Annotated in this window: 12 protein-coding genes; 5 read left to right on the forward strand and 7 right to left on the reverse strand. The window is 37.2% G+C overall.

Annotated elements, in window-relative coordinates; translation table 11 throughout:
* Positions 1-136 precede the first annotated feature (136 nt).
* Positions 137-1,786, forward strand: a complete 1,650-nt coding sequence (locus tag LVD15_RS18950; protein ID WP_233776779.1) for a vWA domain-containing protein — start codon at positions 137-139, stop codon at positions 1,784-1,786.
* A gap of 9 nt (positions 1,787-1,795) precedes the next feature.
* Here the strand turns inward: LVD15_RS18950 and LVD15_RS18955 are convergent, their stop codons facing one another.
* Positions 1,796-3,496, reverse strand: coding sequence for a glycosyltransferase family protein (locus LVD15_RS18955; RefSeq protein WP_233776780.1), 1,701 nt, complete (start codon positions 3,494-3,496; stop codon positions 1,796-1,798).
* A gap of 1,125 nt (positions 3,497-4,621) precedes the next feature.
* On the reverse strand, positions 4,622-5,056 hold the full coding sequence (locus LVD15_RS18960; protein ID WP_233776781.1) for a hypothetical protein: 435 nt from the start codon (positions 5,054-5,056) through the stop codon (positions 4,622-4,624).
* A gap of 1,558 nt (positions 5,057-6,614) precedes the next feature.
* Between LVD15_RS18960 and LVD15_RS18965 the strand changes: the two genes are divergently transcribed.
* Positions 6,615-7,277 (forward strand): hypothetical protein, encoded by a 663-nt coding sequence (locus tag LVD15_RS18965; protein WP_233776782.1) that lies wholly within the window; start codon positions 6,615-6,617, stop codon positions 7,275-7,277.
* A 151-nt stretch (positions 7,278-7,428) separates the two neighbouring features.
* On the opposite strand, the gene LVD15_RS18970 is transcribed toward LVD15_RS18965, so the two are convergent.
* From LVD15_RS18970 to LVD15_RS18990, 5 genes are all read right to left on the reverse strand, one after another.
* The gene (locus tag LVD15_RS18970; protein ID WP_233776783.1) at positions 7,429-7,986 is read right to left on the reverse strand and encodes an SH3 domain-containing protein; all 558 of its coding nucleotides are present in this window, start codon (positions 7,984-7,986) and stop codon (positions 7,429-7,431) included.
* Positions 7,986-8,357 (reverse strand): hypothetical protein, encoded by a 372-nt coding sequence (locus tag LVD15_RS18975; protein WP_233776784.1) that lies wholly within the window; start codon positions 8,355-8,357, stop codon positions 7,986-7,988. Before LVD15_RS18975 ends, LVD15_RS18970 begins: the two co-directional genes overlap by 1 nt.
* A 171-nt stretch (positions 8,358-8,528) precedes the next feature.
* On the reverse strand, positions 8,529-10,850 hold the full coding sequence (locus LVD15_RS18980; RefSeq protein ID WP_233776785.1) for a CUB domain-containing protein: 2,322 nt from the start codon (positions 10,848-10,850) through the stop codon (positions 8,529-8,531).
* Positions 10,851-11,081: 231 nt separating this feature from the next.
* Entirely contained in the window at positions 11,082-11,804 is a 723-nt protein-coding gene (locus LVD15_RS18985; RefSeq protein WP_233776786.1) for a PepSY domain-containing protein, read from the reverse strand.
* Positions 11,805-11,810: 6 nt separating this feature from the next.
* A complete protein-coding gene (locus LVD15_RS18990; RefSeq protein WP_233776787.1) occupies positions 11,811-12,209 on the reverse strand; it encodes a hypothetical protein in 399 nt (132 codons plus the stop codon).
* A gap of 144 nt (positions 12,210-12,353) precedes the next feature.
* On the opposite strand from LVD15_RS18990, the gene LVD15_RS18995 reads away from it, so the two are divergent.
* The 3 genes from LVD15_RS18995 to LVD15_RS19005 all read left to right on the forward strand — a co-directional run bounded on the left by LVD15_RS18995 (position 12,354) and on the right by LVD15_RS19005 (position 18,004).
* On the forward strand, positions 12,354-13,640 hold the full coding sequence (locus tag LVD15_RS18995; RefSeq protein ID WP_233776788.1) for a leucine-rich repeat domain-containing protein: 1,287 nt from the start codon (positions 12,354-12,356) through the stop codon (positions 13,638-13,640).
* Between the two features lie 1,750 nt (positions 13,641-15,390).
* A complete protein-coding gene (locus tag LVD15_RS19000) occupies positions 15,391-15,561 on the forward strand; it encodes a hypothetical protein (RefSeq protein WP_233776789.1) in 171 nt (56 codons plus the stop codon).
* Between the two features lie 67 nt (positions 15,562-15,628).
* The gene (locus tag LVD15_RS19005) at positions 15,629-18,004 is read left to right on the forward strand and encodes a glycoside hydrolase family 127 protein (protein ID WP_233776790.1); all 2,376 of its coding nucleotides are present in this window, start codon (positions 15,629-15,631) and stop codon (positions 18,002-18,004) included.
* Positions 18,005-18,200: the final 196 nt, after the last annotated feature.

Consider the following 18,200-nt stretch of genomic DNA (forward strand, 5'->3'; position numbering starts at 1 on the left):
AATGTTAAATATTTTTTAATTTTTTTTGAGAAAATCGGGTTATTTGCTGTGTAAATGGGTTTAGCAACTACTAATGATCAGAAGACTTGGAGTATTTAATAAAAAAGGTGTATGATTGAGTTTAGTTGATTATCAAATGCTTACGAACAAAAATAAATTTGTTATACTAATGGCTTTTGCAGTGTCAATAGCCGCTCATATTCCATTCATTTCCCAAGCCCAAAATAATATTGCTGTTTCTAATACTGATAAAGTAAAGATAGCTTCAGCAATTAATGGCTATTTAGAAATTATTAATATAGCAACAGGCAAAATCAGGAAACATGGTCAGTTACTTAATGATTATAATCTCAGGGTTAATGATAGATACCTTTCAAACGGGCGAGTTAGTAAATTCACTCCGCTGCTTAAACAATTACCAGAGCGGGAAAAGGAACGTGGCATAGCCGGATTGTCAGATATTCCAGAAGGCAGTAGGGGAGCAGTAGATAAGCTTTTCAATTCTATTTGGTCTAAGCTTGAAGAAAGGCTTCAGTTAGAATTGCAATTGAATGAATTGACCCAAGATTATCCGCCCGCCACCAATGTAGCGAAGTTAGATAGCGTGTATGGCTACTTAGAGCAGATAGATCATAACTATAAGGAATATTATGCTCTGACTCTTAAGTTAGAAGAACTGGCAGCCAGTATATACGATCAATATTTAGCCAATAATGAACCTAGTGCATGGAAAAATACAGCACGAGAAATGAAAGTAGTGATAGATACTGCTAGAAGTTATTTGAATAAGGCTAGGGCAGGGCATTATTCTGAGGAGTCGCCACTGGATACCCTTTATTGGCACCAGGCTCTGGAGCAATTTGCTGTTGATAAATCAGAAAATCTTGGAGCTATAAAAAAAGTGAGAGGAAATGACGGTAGTGATGCACATCAATATTATGATCTCTTTATACATCACATGCGGAGGGCGATGAGAGAATTTCATAATCAGTATAAACCCTTTATGCCATATGCTCCGCAACCTTATTATTATGTAGTGAATGAATTTGATTATGCTATTGATGATTACAATAAAATTATGACTCTTAGCGGAAGATCTGATCTTACAGAGCCGCCCGCATATTTGGTAGGATTGGTTAAGGAAATAGGGCTATATAATTTTTCAGACCCTAGAAAGGCTCCTGAGCCAGAAAGTGTTAATGTAAGCAATGATGCAGATCCTTTACCCATTAATGTATCAATGGAAGGCTTTGCTTATACGCATACGGTACTACTTTTAGATGTTTCCGGTAGTATGAATGATCCTGTGAAACTGCCCTTGCTGAAGCAGTCTATTGTGAGGTTAGCTCCCTACATGAGAGAGCATGACCGCGTTTCTGTAGTGATTTATTCAGATGATGCTCAGGTGATTTTTGAAAATGAGCCTTTCAGTAATAAAAAGGCCATGAAAAAGCTGGAAACATTAATATCAAAAGGTAATACTGATGCTCAGAAAGGACTTAAAGAAGCTTACAAATTGGCTGAAAAGGAGTTTATCACCCAAGGTAATAATAGAATTATTATAGCTACCGATGGCGATTTTCATATAGATGACAAAACTGAAAAGATGGTTCAGAAAGGCTATGAAAAAGGAGTTTTTCTTTCAGTTTTTGGCTTTGGCCATAAGATTTATGATGAAAAGCGCTTTGAAACACTTACTGCGATGTCTGGAGGAAATTATCTGCATATAGATGAAGATAACAGCCTACAAGCTTTAGTGGCAGAGCTGCAGGCAGTGAAAAAATAAAGCCTCTTTTTATTTTAACTTTTGGATTATTGCGCCCTCGATAGGACTAGTATAGAGAACCTCTGCATTATTCAGTGTGTCAGCACTAATAACCACATCATTCTCTTGTGCCTGGTAAGTGGAGTCCATGGTTCTGGTGGCGTTCGGAAACTTGAACTTAGAATAGAATAAATGAAAGTGAAGGTCTCTTTCCACCCAAATCTGGTTAAATTCAGTGTCTTCTATCATTTCTAATTCTTTATTTAAAGAGGCATAAAATGCTTTGTCATAAATGTAAACTTTGATTCTGTGTAGCCAGGTATATTTAAAATTGAAAATAGTGTTAAATGCTAGCAGAAGTGAGAGGGTAGTTAGTATGGGGATTTTTAGTGAGTGTTGATTACTAGCCACGTCATAAAGCAAACTTCGTACTAACAAAGCAAAAGTGACATTCAGATAAATTAAAGATCTGAAAGGCATATAAGTATGCATTATTAATGAGAAAATTACAGGTATGGCTAGTTGGAGGAAAAAGTAATAAAGAAGAGACGTTGAGGTATGTGAGAATCGTTTTTTTGACAAGAAGTAAATTACTAAAGGCAATAATAACACGAGATAGGCTTTACTATTGATATTAGTTATAACACTAATATTTTTGAGTATTTCCATATGGATGAGAGTCCAGTCAAGAACTTCCTTGCTCAGTGAGTATAGAATAATGTTTCGCCATCCACTAACAAGGATTACGGGAAGGTAGAAAATAAGCGTAATTAGCATTACCACCATTATTGAAATTGATAAAAGACCTTTTTCTTTCAGCGAGAACCGTTTATGGTGAAGTGCTACATAGGTAAATAGCCCACAGCAAGAAATTATGAATAGTTTATTAGTGCAGAGCCCTATACTACAGGCTGTTACAATAAGTACAAGGTAAAGTGTGTTTTTACTTTTTAGATAACTATTAAACCATAAAAATGAGGCTACAGAAAATAATGCCAGCAGATGATAAGACCGGCCCTGCACACTGTATATGGCAGACCAAAATGACAAAGCTACCACAACAGTTATAAAAATGGCTTTTGTTATGCCTTGTTTAGCAAACCAGAAAAAAATTAAGATCAGTAAGCACAATTCACTGAATATAGAAGGAAGCCTAATGGCTAATTGATCACTAGCACCTAGACTTAGTGCCAGGTGAGATAGATCGGTGTATAAAATATGATTGTTGAGCCATTGTATGTTATCATTAAACTGATAAGTGTGCCTAACTATTAAGTTTTTCTTACTATAGTAAATGAAGTCAAATACCTCATCTATATGCAGGGGAAAGTGGAAAAACAAAAAGACTTTATAACCAACCCAAGCGATGCCCAGCGCATACAGTAATAGTAGTTGTTTTTGGGTAAAGGGATGTGCTTTAAAAGTTAAGGGTACTGACTTTTTGAAAAGGTAATATATACCAGCACAGACCAGAGCTACTAATGATATAAAGAGAGCTAAAATAAGGTATAAGTGATGAGAAACTGATATATAATGCTCTTTAAAGATAAAGAATTCATCTAGCCGATTCTCCAAATAAACGTCCTGAAATTCGGACATAATAGCGGCTCTGAAACCTTCAAAACTATCAACCGAAAACAATGTATAGAACCAATAGCATGATGGTATAGAAATGAATACTATCCATGACAGGATACCAATAAATATAAAAACAGATGATCTACTGTTCATGAAAGAACCATTGCTGAGGGTTATAAATAATCATATTTAGCCCCTCAAGGTACAGATAATATTCAGAATTGAGGGTGGAATTATTTTAAATATTTGGAAAGTTATAGTTGTATGTTTATTCTCAGCTTATGTGCTCTTGCTCAAATAATTACCTTCATTAAAGAAAAAGCACCTGATCAGTGAGCTCCCGGCCCTTCAATTCGTCATACCTTTCCACGTAATTACCAGCTATGAAAATGATTACAACTACCGAGTCAGTCTGAGCTCATTGAAGGGTAGACGATCGGGATCGATTCATGATCTAGTTGAATTGTATCGGCCTTTTTACTTCTCCAAAAGTCATGTCGACGAAAGGAGACATCTATGTACTTAACTAGCAGAGCCCTTACATTTGCTTGCTAATAAAATCAACAACCTGCTTTCCATAGCTTCAAGATTACTTCGTCATGCATTCCTCGTAATTACCAGCTATGAAAAATTATTACTACTACCGAGTCAGTCTGAGCTCGTCGAAGGGAAGACGATCGGGACTGCTTGATGTGGTAATGAAGTCTTATCAGAAATTTTTGAACTGATGCTTAACTGTTATGCATATACGCGTCTGGCAATAGCAGGCCGTCATTCCTGAATCGTGTAGCATACCGGAATGATATCAGGAATCTTTCTGTTGGGGTAGTAGTATCTGATCAGTGAGATCCCGGCTCTTCACTTCGTTGCGGCCGGGATGACGGTGTGATGTTGGTTTTTAATCAAATTTATAATTTAGAGGCACAAGCGGACGTATGCGCCAGGTTTTGTTATAACCTTGGATCTTCGTTGTTCTTAGTCTTACCGAAGGGCGACTAAGGATTTCTAATCAACACGAGTGTCTCTGGCACGGTAAATAAAACAGCTGCTTTATTTATAAAAACTCAATCTCTATCAAACTGCATTCCACTACGGCAAAAGAAAGAAAATGAATACCTGACTGATTCCTTATTTTGTAACCACTGGACATTTAATGAAAATAGTCAACGATTATTTAAAATGATAGAGATTTTGCATCTAATACCGTGTCACAGACACTGGTGATCATTTAAGAGTTCGTAGTCCCTGCGGGAGACTACGAACAGCTATGGCTTGACTTTACATGGGCGGATTTGAGATAGATGTTAATATTTTCTCTAAATTTTTACTACTTTTTAAAATTTTTTTAAGTCTTCTTATGTCGGTATTTTCTGACCAGTAAATGGAGTCATTATTTATGGTATCCAACAGTCTTAACTTTAGTGTTTCAATATTCTCTAAAAAGGCAACAAGGTTTAGATTCAATTCAATATTATATGTCGGGTTAATAAAGTCCCAAAATGGTCCTCGCTTGCTAAGCTTTTTAACTTCTGTCACAACGAATACTTTGCCAGAGGAATCGATAATCACGCAATCATTTAAAGTTCTCTGTTTTAAAGATAGGCTTGTGGCAACTTTTAATTGCATTAAATTTTCATAAATGCTCAATTCTTTGACACTGGCATCAGTGTCAAAAATTATGGCTGGAAGAGTTAAGTTTTCTGTTTTAAACATCAATTAATGGAGTGTGATGTACCGGAGATTGCTGCAGGAAAAGTCCATTTGGGTGTTCCATAGTATATTCTTTACGCTTGATTAAATGTCAATATTTTACTTGTTCCATGCACAGCACGATGCACTTCCCAACCACTGTACTCTACTCCACTAATAACTTTATTTGTGATGGATTTTAGGTTCCACATCTGATTTTTCACAAAGTTAGGTACATATTTACCAATTCTCTGGTTTTGATGTAAAAAAGCATGATGTATAGGTGCGTCTTCCCAGCGAATCCTGAAGTATGATAATATCGACTGTAATTAGTTGCAGGATCAAACCATTTTTTCCACCACTCCGTTATCCTTAGTCTTACCGAAAGGAGACTAAGGATCTATAATAAACACGAGTGTCTGTGACACGGTAATTTTGACCCAAACTGGCGCAAGTGTCCACTTGTGCCTATTTTGGTTACCTAGTTGTCCGTAGATTGCGACTAATAATTTCCAATGATCATGAGTGTCTCTGACAGAGTATCAACCCCTCTCTGCTCAGTTAGCACTACCTGATCGGTGAGACCCCGACTTTACACTCCGTTACGTCCGGGATGACGATAATGATTATGGTACCTATAATTATACTGGTAATTGCGAATGCAGCGAAGCGGAATGAAGCAATCTCGAAGTTACTACTACAGCCAATTGCAGTCAGCATTCCATAGTCACGAGATTACTTAGTTATACCTTCCTCGTAATCACCAGATAGGATAGGGCGTTATTCCTGTATCATGCAGAATAGCGGAATGATATCAGGAATCTCACTGTTCCGTTAGCACTATCTGATCAGTGAGATCCCGGCTCTTCACTTCGTTACGGCTGGGATGACGGTGTGATGTTGGTTTTTAGTCAAGTTTATAATTTAGAGGCACAAGCGGACGCTTGCGCCAGGTTTTGTTATAAACTTGGACCAATTGGGGATGATCAATCATATAAAAAATCTTTTGAAATCATGTTTATCATACTTATCAAAAACATCACAGTCTAAGACAATAGTTTCTTCAATGTTTCAAGTGCTTCAGGGTGTTCTTGGTTTTGGCTGTCTATTTCTATTTTTTCGATCTCAAAAATAGCTTAGAACTTATACATCGCTTGAACCTAGTGCAGCCTTCAAATTCCATGAAGTAAAAGGTAGAAGTATGGCAAATGGAGTATTAGTCAAGTTTATAATTTAGAGGCACAAGCGGACGCTTGCGCCAGGTTTTGTTATAACCTTGGACCAGAAGGGGTTTATAATCAACACGAGTGTCTCTGACACGGTAGATTTGCCACCTGCTTCATTTATAAAAAAAACTCAATCTCTACCAAACCCCGCATTCCAGCATAGTCTCTTGCGCTTGACTACCTATAGTGCTCTGGTTTATCTACAATCCTTCTTCTCGTACCACCGAGATTTATACTCACGTAGCCTTGAAAAGCATAAAAAACATTAAAAATTTGCTAAATTAGGAGGAAAGATATATTGCGAATTTATGCAATTACATATATTACTACGTTGGCGTTTATTATGAAAAATCGATATGGAAAAAAATAGTGTTATATTAATACAGCTCATTATTTCATGTTTAACATTAATCCTGACACCATTATTTTCTGCTCTTATAGTAAATTATCGACTTAAGAAAAGTCACACTTATTGGGAAAAACAACAAGGTTTCCTTAAGGACTTGGAAATTGATAAGTTAAAAGCTTCAACTTATCGGGAATCAGTTGTAAGCACAAATAAATTAAATGATAAAATACTTCACCATCACATTTATGCCTCAAAAAGAGATATATTGCAAGCATTGTCAAATGTACTTAAGGCAAATAATCCCAATGAATCAGACACCTTCTTAAGACTATTTGAAACAGCTAAAACTACTGCAGAAGAAAGTTATCTCAATATGAGAGAGGCGAGTATATTTTACTCAGGAATAGGAGTAAGTATTCGACTTTATTTTAGCGAAGAAATATTTAAGAAATATTCAGCCCTTCAAATCAAATTTAAGACTCTACAAAACAATCTGATTTCGATATCCAAATTAGAAAAAATAGCACTTGACTTGATTTCTAAAGAAGTAAGCGTGGAGGATTTACAAGAAAAACTAAGAGGTATATATTTTGAAGAATATGATAGGCAAAAATGTGATAATGAAATTCACAAATTTCTTGATGCCTTGATGATTGAATTTAGAAAATAACGAAGCCCTCGTTCCCGCCATGCTCTGCATGGTGGAATACTAGTAGGAACTATAAATTTTATAATTCTTGCAGTGTCCAGGGTGCCATTCATCATTTTTCTGTATACTTCCCAGGCACATACAACCATCAATATCTTACTCTAATTAATTATTACAACAAAACAATAATCAAGGCTCCAACACCGAAACCTGCGGCAAAGGAAATAATTTTGTCTTCCATGGCTCCCCACCATAGCTTTTTGGTTTCTTTTTTTAGTTCATCTACCAGTGCTTCCAGGTCGGTGACTTTCCTTGCTAATTGTTGATTATTGTCTTTTAATTCCTGGTTATTTTCTCTTAGGGTAGTCAGCACAGTGTCTAATTCTGTAATAGTTTTTATAAGGTCATTGCTTAGCGTTGTGCTATCTCTTTCAATGTTTCTTATAACTTTTGTTAGCACCTTTCTGGTTTGTTTTACTTCTCCTAGCAGCCGGTTTCTATTGAGCGTTAATTGTTGGTAAAGCTCTTGAATTTCATCTAACTGATCGAGCCTATCATTTATATAGCTGGCTCTGCTGCTACTTACTATAAAAGCACTATCTGCTTCTATTATTATAGCGTCATGCTTTTTTACTTTTATATAATCATCAGACTGTTTGAAGGTAAGCTTTTGAGCACGGAGGTGCATCGGTAAGGTGAAAAGTGTGGCTATCAATATGAAATATTTCATTACTGTAATCTGAACTGGTTATTACTACGGATGCTTTTAGTGATTGTATCTTGCTTTTGGATGATGATAAGCAAGGAGTCATTGAGAGAACGTAAATCTGAAGTATGAATACTCATTACAGAATCCATCTGAACTTTAAAATTTCTTAATTCCAGGCTGGTATTTTCTAATGCTTTTAATGATTTGCTATAGCGTAAATACAGTGCTTCGTAATTCTTCTCAATAGTATGTAGTGAGTCAGTAGCAGCAGAGAAAGAATGATGAAGTTTTACTATTTTTTTATGATTATTAGAATGATTTACTAAGAGACTTATGGTGAGCAGTGCCAAAATGGCAATAAGAAAAATAAATAAAAAAGTGTTCTTAGGCATAGATTAATCATTATAGAAATAATCTCTGCAATATAAGTCATAGCTGTAGTAGCTGCAATATTTTGATTAAATCGAGTATTAATATAGGCTGCTTAGAGGAGTGGCTATGGGGTAAATAAAAAGCCACTCCAAATACTGGAGTGGCTTTCTGTAGTTATAGAAGTGAATGATTTACTCTACGGCTATTTTGTAAGAAACTACTTCTTTAGCAGTTTGGAAATTAAGCAGGTAGAGACCGGTCGCTAATGAGCTGATATCAATTTGATGTTCTCCAGAATTCATTTGATATGGCTGCAAATACTGATGTCCTATAAGGTCAGTGATGGTCATTTTTACATCTTCCTGTTTCCAGTTTTCGATAATAAGCTGGTCCTTAGCTGGATTAGGGTAGATTTTAATATCACTAAAAAATTCATTATCCAGTCCTAGTACGGGGTCAGAATTGTTGGCTGTGTAGTTCAGGCTCCAGCCCGCAGCATTTTCATACAAATCAGAGTGGAATTTTATAAATATGCTATTGCCTGTGGAAGTTATAGGTTCAGGAATAGTACTTCCGCTATAAATGCCGATAAGCTCGCTATCTTCTGAGTCTCCATCATAAATTTCTACTGCATCATAGATCGTTCCATCAGGATCTATGTCTTCTAATACAAATTCAGTAAAGCTGATAGTTACAGTTTCTGCGTCTGTAGGAGCTATTAGCCATGAACAGTTTTGGTTATTACAGTAATTATCATCACCACTACCGTCTGTAATTGTTCCTTCAGAATCAGTTATTTCAGTGTTTCTAGAGCAAAGTAACTTACTATCACTGGTATAACTTGCTGTAAAGCCACTTCTCGTTACTGTATAACCTGAAGTAAATTCAAGTATCATTACTCCAGTTGAAGAGGTAATGTCTTCCGGAATATAATCACCTGTAAGCTCACTGAGAATGTTCATTCCATCTGATATCACTAAAAAATCATATGAATCTTCTAAGTTAAATTCTGAAAATGAAAGCGTTACAGTATTGGCGCAGGGAGGGGTGATATAGAATGTACAATTAGAATTATTGCCATAATATTCATCGCCAGAGCCATCCGTAATTGTACCTTCTGGTTCTGAGAAATCAGTTCTTCCTGAGCATGTAGAAGTACCAGTGGAACTATAAGTGGCGGACCAACCCTGGCCTGCTGTTTCTCCGTCCGTAGAAAACAATATATATGCAGCACTGCCGGGTATGGTCACTACCTGGGGGATATCATCACCCGTGAAACTAAATAAAGGATCGACTGAGTTAGATCCATATATATAGACATAGTCATGGTCTTTTTCTATATCAAATTCAGTAAAGGTTATAGTAATCGACTCAGCTCCCGGAGGCAAAATTGTCCATTGACAATTGAGGTAGTGGCTATAGTTGTCATATCCACTACCATCAGAAAATGCTCCTTCTGCATCTGTAAGTATTGTTGAGCCAATACAAGTAAAATTAGAAACGCCTACAGCCATCCAGGCTTCACTTACTGTGTTATATTCTGCTGAAGTAGTGCCATAAAGGTCCTCAGCTGCCTGTAGAGAACCATAATAGGCGTCAATATAAGATGCGTCTGCTTCTAAATAATACATTAAATTTCTATATGCTATGTCTCTGGCTTTCTCTATTCCTATGCCACTAACTTCATAAGCATAACCATTGTCATTTGTGCCAGAACCTCCTTCACTGAGTAAGTAAAACCACTTATTTTGAACGCCACTATTAATATGAACACCACCATTGTCCCAAGATGAATTAGTATTTGCCCAATTATCACCCGCATAAGTGTCAGGTTGATTTGCTGTTTTTGGGGCGGACATCGATCTCAAAAAAGGATCAGCAATCGTTACATCTTCACCAATATTCCAGTTGGGATTGTTACTGGCGTAGAATTCAACACAAGTACCGAAGATATCAGCGAAAGATTCGTTAAGGGCACCAGATTCTCCTTGGTAGTATAGACCTCCATTTCCATTATTGTCAATTACCATGTGGCTGAATTCATGCCCTTCTACATCTAGTCCTACTACTGGGCCCATGTCTACATTGTTACCTAACCCATAGCACATTACGTTATAAGGAGCTGGATATGCAAAGGCATTGTTAGCGGTTTCTGCACCATAAGCAGTTTGTAATTCTAATGGATTAATATATTGCTTTATTACACTTCCGTTGTTATCATAGCTATCTCTTCCAAGTACATTTAGGTAGAAATCATAAGTTTTTTCCATTCCCCAATGAACGTCCATTGCGTAGCTATTTCTAGCTTCTACGGTATAACGTATGGTATTATTGTCATCAGAAAATTCATGAGTACCCTCGTTAGCATTTAAAGTATATGTGCCTCCTAGCTGATCAGTGCCGTCATTGTTGTAATTATAAAAGGCGGCCTCATAAGGACCGTTATCCAACATAATGTTGAAATCAAAAACTAAAGGGGAACCAAAGTATTCGGTATAATTACTTATAGCCATAATATGCTCATCTTTATCATATATAACTAAGTAATAATAATCTAAGTCACTAGACGCCCAATCTGATATATCAGTAATGGTAAATGAGGTCAGGTGAGGAACGGCTCTCCACGTAGTTGAGCTGTTAGTATAATCTGTTACTCCAGTAAAACCATTACTTCCTAATGTTCCATTTTTTGCATTATAAGTCTCTATATTTCTCGTGCTTTCCCTAAGCCTGTACCCTCCTTGTTAGGAGTCTGTAGTAATATTCTTGATGCCGCTATATAATGTATGTGCGGTAGCCGGCGTGTCTGCATGAGCTATGAGGTTTAGAGTCTTTATAGGCTTTCCACTTTTGGCATCAATAAAAACCTTTTTCATGGTTAAAGGCTTAGCCGCATCTATACGCACCTCATAAACTAAAACGAATTCTTTATCTGAATTTCTTAAAATTTTTAATTCAGCAGGGTAATCATTTAATGTTTCTGTTACTTTCAAATGTGTTTTGGCCTTAGCTATAGCATCTTCAGCACTAAAAGCGGGCTTTACCTCTAATTCTTTAATCTTAGGGGTTTCTCCTTGCAGAATAAGATTCTTTTTGGAGTGCTTAAAAATCTGATAACCTATAATGGGTAAGTTTTTATAATACTGTTGCAGTGTTTCATGGCGAAAGCCTTGCTTATCAGTGGTAGTATTTACAGATTTAAGAGTTACTTCTTGGGGTAACTTTAAAGTATTGCGTAATTCTTTTTCCGAAATATCAGTTCGGTTGTTAAGCGTTCTAAATTTACCAGTTTCGGTAGTTTTAGATTGATTAGAATTGCTAAATAAATGCTGATTTTTTTTAGATCCTTTGGGAGGAGTAGAGCGTTGTGACGAGCTGCCAGTGGTGTCTGGCTTGTCTTTTTTGCCTTGCGAAAAACCATGTAAACATGGAGCAAGAATTAGAACCAACAGTAGAATTTTTCTCATATTAAGTTATTTTGTGAGATTGGATAATGATTTATATAGAATATCAAGTTCTTCAGGAAGATCTTGGTGACCAAGACCCCAAACCCATCTGTAATGATTTTCATCTTTTGTGTCTAGTTCAATGAACTGGTACATGTTCTTAGGTTCATTCAGTTTTATAGGCTTAGCTTTTTCCGCTGTTCGGATGATTTGAGATAGCTTTTCTGGATCAATGGTTTTTATAAAACTGGTGTCATTTTTTGAGATCAGTGATAAGCTACCTTCTTTTGAAAGCTGATATTGCTTAACGGCACCTGTAAAGCCACCGCCTGAGCCAAACCTGATATATTCCACATCTGAAACTATTTGAGTACTAGAACAAGAAGAAAGAAATAAAATGGAGATTAAAAAGTGTCTTAATTTCATTGATAACAAAAAAATGGTGTGCTATAATGTCCGCTAAAATATGAAAAAAATTGATGTTACGTATTATAAGCAATATTAAATATGTTAAAAGTAATATTTAATGTTTGCTTATGATTTTTTGAACTAAATTCTTAGTTTAAGGCTATGAAAGAATCAATGTCTGGTTTTATTGGGATCTTACTATTGTTTTTGGTGGGTAGTATTTATGCTCAAAGCCCATATCAATCGGCACGCGATTCTGTTAAAGATCTGAGGTTAAAATATCAAGAGGAAAAAGCATTAATAAGGCTAGAGAAATATAAATCCATACAAAATAAAGATTCCATAACGTGGCTTGATTTGAGTTATTCCAAATTGAAGAAGCTACCTGAATTTGTCTTTCAATTTAAGAATTTAGAATCTCTGGATCTGTCTCACAATGATATTAAAAAATTAGACCGGCGAATTAATGAATTCACCCAACTCCACTCATTAAACCTTAGCGATAATAATTTCAATGCACACAGGCTCATTCTAAAGAAGAACAGACGGATTAAGGTGGTCTATCTTTCTGAAAATGAGATGGATAAAATTCCTTGGCGAGTTAAAAGATTAGATTCTTTGACAGAAATCATACTAACTAAAAACAGGTTTGTAGAGTTGCCGCGGAGAGTTAAGAAGCTTAAGAACTTGAAAATTTTAAATCTTAGCGATAATCCTTTGGAGCTGAAAAGAACTCCTTATTACGATAAACTAGGTCACATTTCTAAATTGAGGCTTAATAAGTGTAAGTTGTCTCATTTTCCTGAGGCTTTATTGTGCCTCAACAATTTAGAGGAGCTGCAGCTTGCAGAGAATCAAATGGCTTCTCTTCCTGCTTTTATTGATCAATTTTCACAGCTCAGACAATTAATTTTATACAAAAATAAGATTGAAGTCCTTCCTGAAGAATTCTATAACCTTATTCATCTGCAGCAGGTTGACTTGTATTACAATAAAATAGAAATTATAGATAAGAAAATTAGCGAGTTAGAAAACCTGGAGATTTTATACCTCTCTCATAATAAGATCTACAGTCTGCTAAATGAGCTGGGCGAATTAAAAAACCTGAAAGAGCTATACCTTCATCATAATCGACTTAGTTATCTGCCTCTAACCATAGCTAGGCTCAAGACATTAGAGGTCCTGCGAATTAATGATAATTATTTTAACGAGTTTCCACCTTCTATCCTTAGCTTGCCTCAACTTTTTAGTCTGGATATAGCCAATAATGAAATAGCTATTATTCCTGAGGAAATATTAAAGTTGCCTTTGCAAAATTTTTATTTTCAGCAAAACCCTATTGATTTTGATGATATTAAAAACCATCACTTGGTTCAAACTATAAATAAAATGACTGAAAAAGGGGCCGTTGTAAATCCTCATTCCTTTGAAAAATTGGAGCGACCTTAGCCTACTTAAAGGGTTTAATATTTCAAACTTCAGTGAGCCGAAGAACTTACAGCAAGAAAGTAAGGAACCTCAGCTATGGAATGTAAACTGTGTCTTGCCAAGTAGGTTGTTCTTTGACAGGCTTGTGCTAACTCAATACATAGATTTCTCCTGCCGTCGAAATGACAAACGCTTTTAAGCTATTGGAAATAAGAGACGGTCTCACAACATACAACCGTCATCCCGGCCGCAACGAAGTGAAGAGCCGGGATCTCGCTGCTCAGGTAGTGCCACGTGATCAGTGAGATTCCTGATATCTTTCGGCTATCGCTACATGATTCAGGAATGACGTTTTTTTTTCCTTACTGGTAATTACGAGGAAGCCATGACGAAGTAATCTCGAAGCTATGGGAAAAAGCCTTCACAGAGGACAGCATAAGCAACTTCGAGATTGCTTCATTACGCTTCGCTGCATTTGCAATTACCAGCTCTCTTGAGTAAGTGCGAAATCTTGCTGTACCGTCGTGCGGTGAGATGGGATTGAAAAGCAGGCTTTTCTCAAGTCCTTAGTGGCAGTTCATTTATATGAAATGCTTCCGTGAACGGAAGACCTTACAGCAAGAAAGATTTTTTTGTTACTTTTTTGATCGATTGCAAAAAAGTAAGGGAACTAGGGCTATGGAATGTAAACTGTGTCTTACCAAGTTGGCTGTTCTTTGAAAGGCTTGTGCTAACTCAATACATAGATTTCTCCTGCCGTCGAAATGATAAACGCTTTTAAACTATTGGAAATAAGAGACGGTCTCACAACATACAACCGTCATCCCGGCCGCAACGAAGTGAAGAGCCGGGATCTCGCTGCTCAGGTAGTGCAACCTGATCAGTGAGATTCCTGATATCATTCCGCTATCGCTTCATGATTCAGGAATGACGTTTTTTTTCCTTACTGGTAATTACGAGGAAGCCATGACGAAGTAATCTCGAAGCTATGGGAAAAAGCCTTCACAGAGGACAGCATAAGCAACTTCGAGATTGCTTCATTACGCTTCGCTGCATTTGCAATTACCAGCTCTCTTGAGTAAGTGCGAAATCTTGCTGTACCGTCGTGCGGTGAGATGGGATTGAAAAGCAGGCTTTTCTCAAGTCCTTAGTGGCAGTTCATTTATATGAAATGCTTCCGTGAACGGAAGACCTTACAGCAAGAAAGATTTTTTTGTTACTTTTTTGATCGATTGCAAAAAAGTAAGGGAACTAGGGCTATGGAATGTAAACTGTGTCTTACCAAGTTGGCTGTTCTTTGAAAGGCTTGTGCTAACTCAATACATAGATTTCTCCTGCCGTCGAAATGACAAACGCTTTTAAACTATTGGAAATAAGAGACGGTCTCACAACATACAACCGTCATCCCGGCCGCAACGAAGTGAAGAGCCGGGATCTCGCTGCTCAGGTAGTGCAACCTGAGCAGCAAGATTCCTGATATCATTCCGCTACCGCTTCATGATTCAGGAATGACGTTTTTTTCCTTACTGGTAATTACGAGGAAGATATGACGAAGTAATCTTGAAGCTATGAAATACTGCATCTTGTCGGACAGCAAAAGTAACTTCGAGATTGCTTCACTACACTTCGTTTCATTTGCAATAACCAGTTTTATTGTAAGTACGTTATCTTGCTGTACCGTCGTGCGGTGAAAAGGGATTGAAAAGCCTATACTCATTCAATACATAGATCTTTCCTTTCGTCAAAATGACAATCGCCTTTTTTTAAATTATTGAGAGGAGGTCTTGGTTTCACTTATTTTATCAAAGAAAATTTGGGTGTAGAGGCCATTTTAGCTTACGAAAATTTAAGTATAGATTATGGTAGTGGCCAAGCAATTGCATTGGATGAGGTTGAATACTCAGGAGTAGCATTAAATATAGGTTTTCAGGTGTACTTATAAGGCCTATCTATTTTTATATTTTAAGTGTTCTACTTACATTTAATAAGTCATAGAATGAACACTACTCATGAAAAAATTACTACTATCCCTTTGTGTGGCGGGGTTGATCTGTTGTGATCCCCCCAAGCACGATGTTACAGAAGGCTCTCTGACCTATTTTAGTTTAGAAAATGTACAATTGTTAGAGAGTCCTTTTCTACATGCCCAGCAGCTGGATAAGGATTACCTGATGCAGCTCAAACCAGATCGCCTGTTAGCTCCTTTTCTACGTGAGGCTGGTTTAGAACCGAAGGCCGAAAGTTATACTAACTGGGAAAACACAGGCCTCGATGGTCATATCGGAGGTCATTATGTTTCAGCCTTATCGCTGATGTATGCCTCTACACATGATGAAGAAATAGGTAAGCGTTTGGATTATATGCTTTCAGAGCTCAAGCGCTGCCAACAAGCCAATGGAAATGGATACATAGGCGGAGTGCCGGGAGGCAAGGCAATGTGGCAGGAAATAGCTGCGGGCGAAATACGTGCAGGAGGCTTCAGCCTTAATGATAAATGGGTGCCGTTTTACAATATTCATAAGACATACTCTGGGCTTAGAGATGCCTTTTTTTATACCCATAATGAGCAGGCTAAAGAAATGCTCATCAGCATGACTGATTGGATGCTACAATTAGTCTCTGGCCTGACTGATGATCAAATTCAGGAGTTATTAAAAAGTGAACATGGCGGGTTAAATGAAGTTTTTGCTGATGTGGGCGACATTACTGGTCAGGATAAATATCTGACATTGGCTAAAAAATTCTCTCATAAGCAAATACTTGAGCCTCTTGTAAAGCGGGAAGATCAGCTTACAGGCATGCATGCTAATACGCAGATCCCGAAAGTGATAGGTTTTGAAAGGATAGCTGAGTTATCATCTGATTCTTCATGGGATAAAGCCGCCAGTTTTTTCTGGGATGATGTAGTGAATGAGCGGTCAGTAAGTATTGGTGGCAATAGTTCTTACGAGCATTTTCATCCTAAAGATGATTTTACCCAAATGATACAAGGCACTCAAGGGCCTGAGACCTGTAACACTTATAATATGCTTAAGCTCACTAAAATGCTCTATCAGCAGAGCCCGGTGTGCAGGTATATAAACTACTATGAAAAGGCATTATACAATCATATATTATCTTCTCAAAACCCTAAGAATGGCGGTTTAGTTTACTTTACACAGATGCGTCCTGGTCATTACCGCGTATATTCTCAGCCCCAAACCAGCTTTTGGTGTTGTGTAGGTTCGGGAATAGAAAACCATGCTAAATATGGAGAGATGATCTATGCTCATACCAATGAATCATTAATAGTGAATCTCTTCATACCATCTCAGGTGAAATGGGAGGCAAAAGGAGTGGAGTTGATTCAAAGAAATGATTTCCCAGAAGAAGAGGTGACTCACTTTGAAGTGAAAACTGCTAATGATGAGCCCGTTGAATTTGCCTTATCCATCCGTAATCCGGAATGGACAGATGCCGTAAAAGTGGCTATTAATGGAGAGCTGTATTCTGATTTTGATGCGCAGGATGAATATATACGTATAAACCGATCATGGAAGTCTGGGGATAAGGTAGAGGTAAGTCTGCCTATGGGCTTACACACTGAACAGCTACCTGACGGCCAAAATTATTATGCTTTTGAATACGGTCCAATAGTGCTGGCTGCTAAGACCAGTGAAGAAAATTTAAAAGGCCTTTTTGCTGATGATAGCAGGGGAGGACACATAGCTGGAGGAGAAATCATTCCTTTAACTCAGGTGCCTGTGGTCGTGTCGTCCTCAGATCAGATTTTGTCTAAGGTAACTAAAAAGGAGCCCTTAAAATTCAATTTGGAAGTGGTGCAGCCTAATGGCGACACTAGCCTGGAATTGATTCCTTTTTATCAACTTCATGAAGCCAGATATGCCATTTATTTCCCTCAATTTACTCAAGCGGAGTTAACCCAAAAGCAAGAAGAACTGGCCGTGCAAGAGGAGATAATGCGAAAACTGGAGGCTATAACGGTTGATAAGGTAAGTAGTGGTGAACAGCAACCAGAATCAGATCATTTTGTAAAGCAAGAGGGCACCTGGACAGGCTATAATTACGAACATCATTACCGGGAAGGTAGCGGATGGTTTAGTTATGAACTAAAAAATCAGAAGAATAAAGCTCAATTTTTACAAGTGAGTTATCTTGATGTAGACCAAAACAGGGCTTGCAATGTTTATGTCAATGATCAGAAAATAGGAGAGATCACTTCTAACGGAGAAGCCAAGAGTAGCCTGCAAAAAATTGAATGGAACTTACCCGATGGATTAACAAAAGCCGATGATTTCACAGTAAAAATAGAGAGCCAGGATAAGCTCTGGATGATGAAAATTGTAGGTGTTCGTCTGTTAAGTGGCAGAGGAGATAACATGTGAATTATCATATTTGGAAGCATTGGCGCAGGCCGAAAGTCTATTCTTAGACACGATTACCAATGATGGTTGTGTGAAAGTATAAGTAAGGCATCTCAACTGTGGAACATAAAGACTAGATTATCCAATTTGGCTGGTATTTGAAAAAATCTACCTTAAAACAATAGATTCAGGTATGCTTTCAAAGCAATGACATGTC

The sequence above is a fragment of the Fulvivirga maritima genome (assembly GCF_021389955.1).
GTDB lineage: Bacteria > Bacteroidota > Bacteroidia > Cytophagales > Cyclobacteriaceae > Fulvivirga > Fulvivirga maritima.